The sequence below is a fragment of the Mesorhizobium sp. WSM4841 genome (assembly GCF_055811515.1).
In genome coordinates this window covers 1-3685 of record NZ_JBVVQC010000071.1, presented here as the reverse complement: position 1 = coordinate 3685, position 3685 = coordinate 1, and the positions used below count along the sequence as shown (strand labels likewise).

Genomic DNA, 3685 nt, shown 5'->3' with positions numbered 1-3685 from the left:
AATTGCCTGCCTTTCGGCGCCAAAGGGGAAGTAAGGGCGCGCGGCAGCGTTCCCTCCCCCTTGTGGGGAGGGTTAGGGTGGGGGTCCATCTTCGCAAGAATCCAAATGCGATTACCCTGCCCGCAAGGGGGAGATTGGCAGCTTCGGCGTTTACACCAGCCCGCGCTTGATCATCATCGCTTCGGGCGACGGCATCTTGCCGCGGAAGGCGGTGTAGAGCTCTTCCGGGTCCTTGGAGCCGCCGGCGGCGTAGATGTTCTTCCTGAGCCGCTCGGCCAGCGCCGGATTGAACGGGTCGCCCATCTCCTCGAAGGCGGCGAAGGCGTCGGCGTCGAGCACCTCCGACCACATGTAGGAATAGTAGCCGGCCGAATAGCCGTCGCCGGCAAAGATGTGACCGAAATGCGGGGTGCGATGGCGCATGGCGATGGTGTCGGGCATGTTGAGCTTCTCAAGCGTTTCGGCTTCGAAACGAAGCGGCTCCTCCGGCGCATCCGACCGCGCGTGGTAGGCCATGTCGACCAGTGCTGAGGCGGTGAATTCGACCGTGGCGAAGCCGGCGCCGAAGGTGCGCGCCGCCAGCATCTTGTCGACCAGCGCCTTCGGCATCGGCTTGCCGGTCGTCACGTGCAGCGCATGCTTTTCCAGCACCGCCGGCACCGTTAGCCAGTGCTCGTAGAGCTGCGAGGGCAGTTCGACGAAATCGCGGCTGACCGAGGTGCCCGCGACCGATGGCCAGGTGACTTCGGTCAGCATGCCATGCAGCGCATGACCGAATTCGTGGAACAGGGTTTTGGCCTCATCGACCGACAAAAGTGCTGCCTCGCCCTCCGGCGGCTTGGCGAAATTCATGATGTTGTAGATGACCGGCTTCGAGCCATCGCCAAGCTTGTAGCCGGACTTCAGCGCGCTCATCCAGGCGCCGGAGCGCTTTGAGGGCCGCGCGAAATAGTCGGCCAGGAATAGACCGCGCTCGCTGCCGTCGGCATTTCTGACGACGAAAACGCGTGCGTCCGGATGCCAGGCGGCGATGCCTTTCTTCTCCTCGAAGGTGATGCCGAACAATCGTGTCGCCACTTCGAAACAGGCGTCGATGATGCGGTCGAGCTGCAGATAGGGCTTCAGCTCGGCCTCGTCGAAGGCGAATTTCTCGGCGCGCAGCTTCTCCTGATAGAAGCGCCAGTCCCAGGCGGCGAATTCTTCGTTGCTGCCGGCCTCGGCCGCCAGCCGCTGCAATTCGATCTGGTCGCTTGCGGCCTTTTCCAACGCCTTTTCCCAGACCGGGTCGAGCAGCGTATGCACCGCCTCCGGCGTCTTTGCCATGGTGTCGTCGAGCTTCAGGGCGGCGTAGGAAGCGTAGCCGAGCAGCTTCGCCTTTTCGGCGCGGAGACGCAGCATATCGCGCACCACGGCGGTGTTGTCGGTGGCGCCGCCGTTCTGGCCGCGCATGGTGAAGGCGCGGAAGGCAATCTCGCGCAGGTTACGGCGCTCGGAGAAGGTCGAGAACGGCTCGTAGATCGAACGCGACAGGGTGACGGCATAGCGGCCCTTCTGGCCACGCATCTCGGCGGCCTCCGCCATCGCGCTTTTCAGGAATTCCGGCAGGCCGGCAAGGTCGGCCTGATCAAGAAACAGCGCCCAGTCGCGCTCGTCGGCAAGCAGGTTCTGGCCGAAAATCGTGCCGAGCGACGACAGCTCCTCATTGATCGTCGCCAGCCGCTTCTTGCCCTCGGCGTCGAGCTTGGCGCCGGAGCGGACGAAATTTTTCCAGGTCTTTTCCAGCACCCGCAGCGTTTCTGCATCGAGCTTCAGGGCCTCGCGGCGCTGGTAGAGATCGTCGATGCGGGCAAACAGCCTCTCGTTCATCGAGATCGCCGAGAAATGCCGCGACATCTTTGGCGAGATGTCGCGCTCCAGCGCCTGGATCGCCTCGTTGGTGTGGGCGCCGGCCCGGCACCAGAAGATCGACGAGACATGGTCGAGCGCCTCGCCGCCAAGCTCTAGTGCTGCAAGCGTATTCTCGACGGTCGGCGTCTCGGCATTGCCCGCTATCGCCTCGATCTCGGCCTCATGCGCCTTTAACGCCGCATCGAACACCGGAGAAAAATCGCCGTCGCCGATGCGGGTGAAATCGGGCAGGCCGAGCGGCCCTTGCCATGCGGTCAGCGGATGGGCGGCGAGGTCGACGGTATTCGTGGACGGCATGGACAATCTTCCGTTAAGTGAGGGGCTTTCGTAAGTGAGGGGCTTTCGCTGAGTGGCTGTAGAGGCAGGTCGGGACCACCACCGATGTAAGGCGCTGGCTTGCCGCACGCAATATCGCGGCCGGTCAGTAGCCGTCACAGTTTTCCGCGATCGCCGCCTGCGAACTGGCGGTGATGCGGTTGTCGCTGATCGCGAAGGTTTCCTGCATCAGCATGTCGTTGTTGGGGAAATCATAGCAGGCGATGACCGTGGTGACGCCACCCTCGGTCTTCTCGATCCGATGCCGGATTTCAGCCCCGGCGACAGCGCCTTCCCAGTCGTCGATCGAGGCGATGAATTCCTGCTTGGTCTGGACGACGCCGAGATCGTCGAGTTTTATCCGGACGTCGTCGGCAAGCAGATCCGACAATTCCGTGCGATCGGCGACCAGCAGCGCCGCGTACCAGCGGTCGATGAGCGCGCCGTCATCGGCGTGGGCGGACATGAGTGAAATCAGCAGCGCCGCTGCGGCCAAGGCGATCGAACGGCATACCATGCAAGCCTCCTACGTCATCTCCGGCCGCTCGAAGTCACCGGTGTCCTTGTTCATCACCCAGAGCTCGCCGGTCGAGATGTCGAACCAGGCGCCGTGCAGCGACAGCCGTCCCTTGCCTTCCAGGATCGAGACGCAGGGAAAGGTCCTGAGATTGGCAATCGAATAGCGGATCGAAATGCGCTCGAGCGCGGTCTGCCGCTCGGTCGCCGTCATGAAGGTGCTTGACGACACGGTCTCGGCCGCCGGCGCAATCAGGCTCATCCATTTGCCGATGAAGTCGCCGGGTGAAAGGGGCGCTGCCGTACTGTCGAGTGCCGCGCGGATGCCGCCACAGCGGCCATGGCCCATCACCACGATGTTCTTCACCTTGAGGCTCTGCACGGCGAACTCGAGCGCCGCCGAGGTCGAGTGGAACTGGTCGTCGGGCGCATAGGGCGGTACCAGATTGCCGACATTGCGCAGCACGAAGAGTTCGCCGGGGCGAGCGTCAAAGATCGCCTCGGGAGCCGCGCGCGAGTCGCAGCAAGCAATGATCATCGTTTCGGGGGCCTGGCCCTCGCGAGCGAGCGAGCGATAGCGTCCGCTTTCGGCGAGATAGCGGCCGTTCATGAAATTGCGGTAGCCGGTGAGCAGATGGTCAGGGAGGTGAGGCATCGGCGGCGTCTGGAGCCTTTCGGGGTTAGACGGCAGCTCTTTCAAGTCAGGAAGGCTCTAACGGCAAAAGCCGGTCGCGAGCAATGCCGAATCGCAGATGGCTGCAATTGCCATGCTGGAAGGCCCCCTCATCCGGCCTCCGCTTCGCTACGGCCACCTTCTCCCCAAGGGAAGAAGAGGTCGCAGGCGCCGGTGCCAGCCTCTTCTCCCCAGCGGGGAGAGAAGCTATGGGGCGGCGGCGAGGGTTGTGGCACCATCGTTGCTGTGAACTCAACGAATGGAGCGCCCCGA

Annotated in this window: 3 protein-coding genes; all 3 read right to left on the bottom strand. The window is 63.4% G+C overall.

All coding sequences use genetic code 11. The features are described 5' to 3' along the window. Positions 1–150: 150 nt before the first annotated feature. The 3 genes from AC0L14_RS34570 to AC0L14_RS34560 all read right to left on the bottom strand — a co-directional run bounded on the left by AC0L14_RS34570 (position 151) and on the right by AC0L14_RS34560 (position 3394). The gene (locus tag AC0L14_RS34570) at positions 151–2205 is read right to left on the bottom strand and encodes a M3 family metallopeptidase (protein ID WP_473485833.1); all 2055 of its coding nucleotides are present in this window, start codon (positions 2203–2205) and stop codon (positions 151–153) included. 124 nt (positions 2206–2329) lie between these two features. After that, positions 2330–2740 (bottom strand): nuclear transport factor 2 family protein, encoded by a 411-nt coding sequence (locus AC0L14_RS34565; RefSeq protein WP_473485832.1) that lies wholly within the window; start codon positions 2738–2740, stop codon positions 2330–2332. A 9-nt stretch (positions 2741–2749) separates the two neighbouring features. Further along, positions 2750–3394, bottom strand: coding sequence for a carbonic anhydrase (locus AC0L14_RS34560; protein WP_473485831.1), 645 nt, complete (start codon positions 3392–3394; stop codon positions 2750–2752). Positions 3395–3685: the final 291 nt, after the last annotated feature.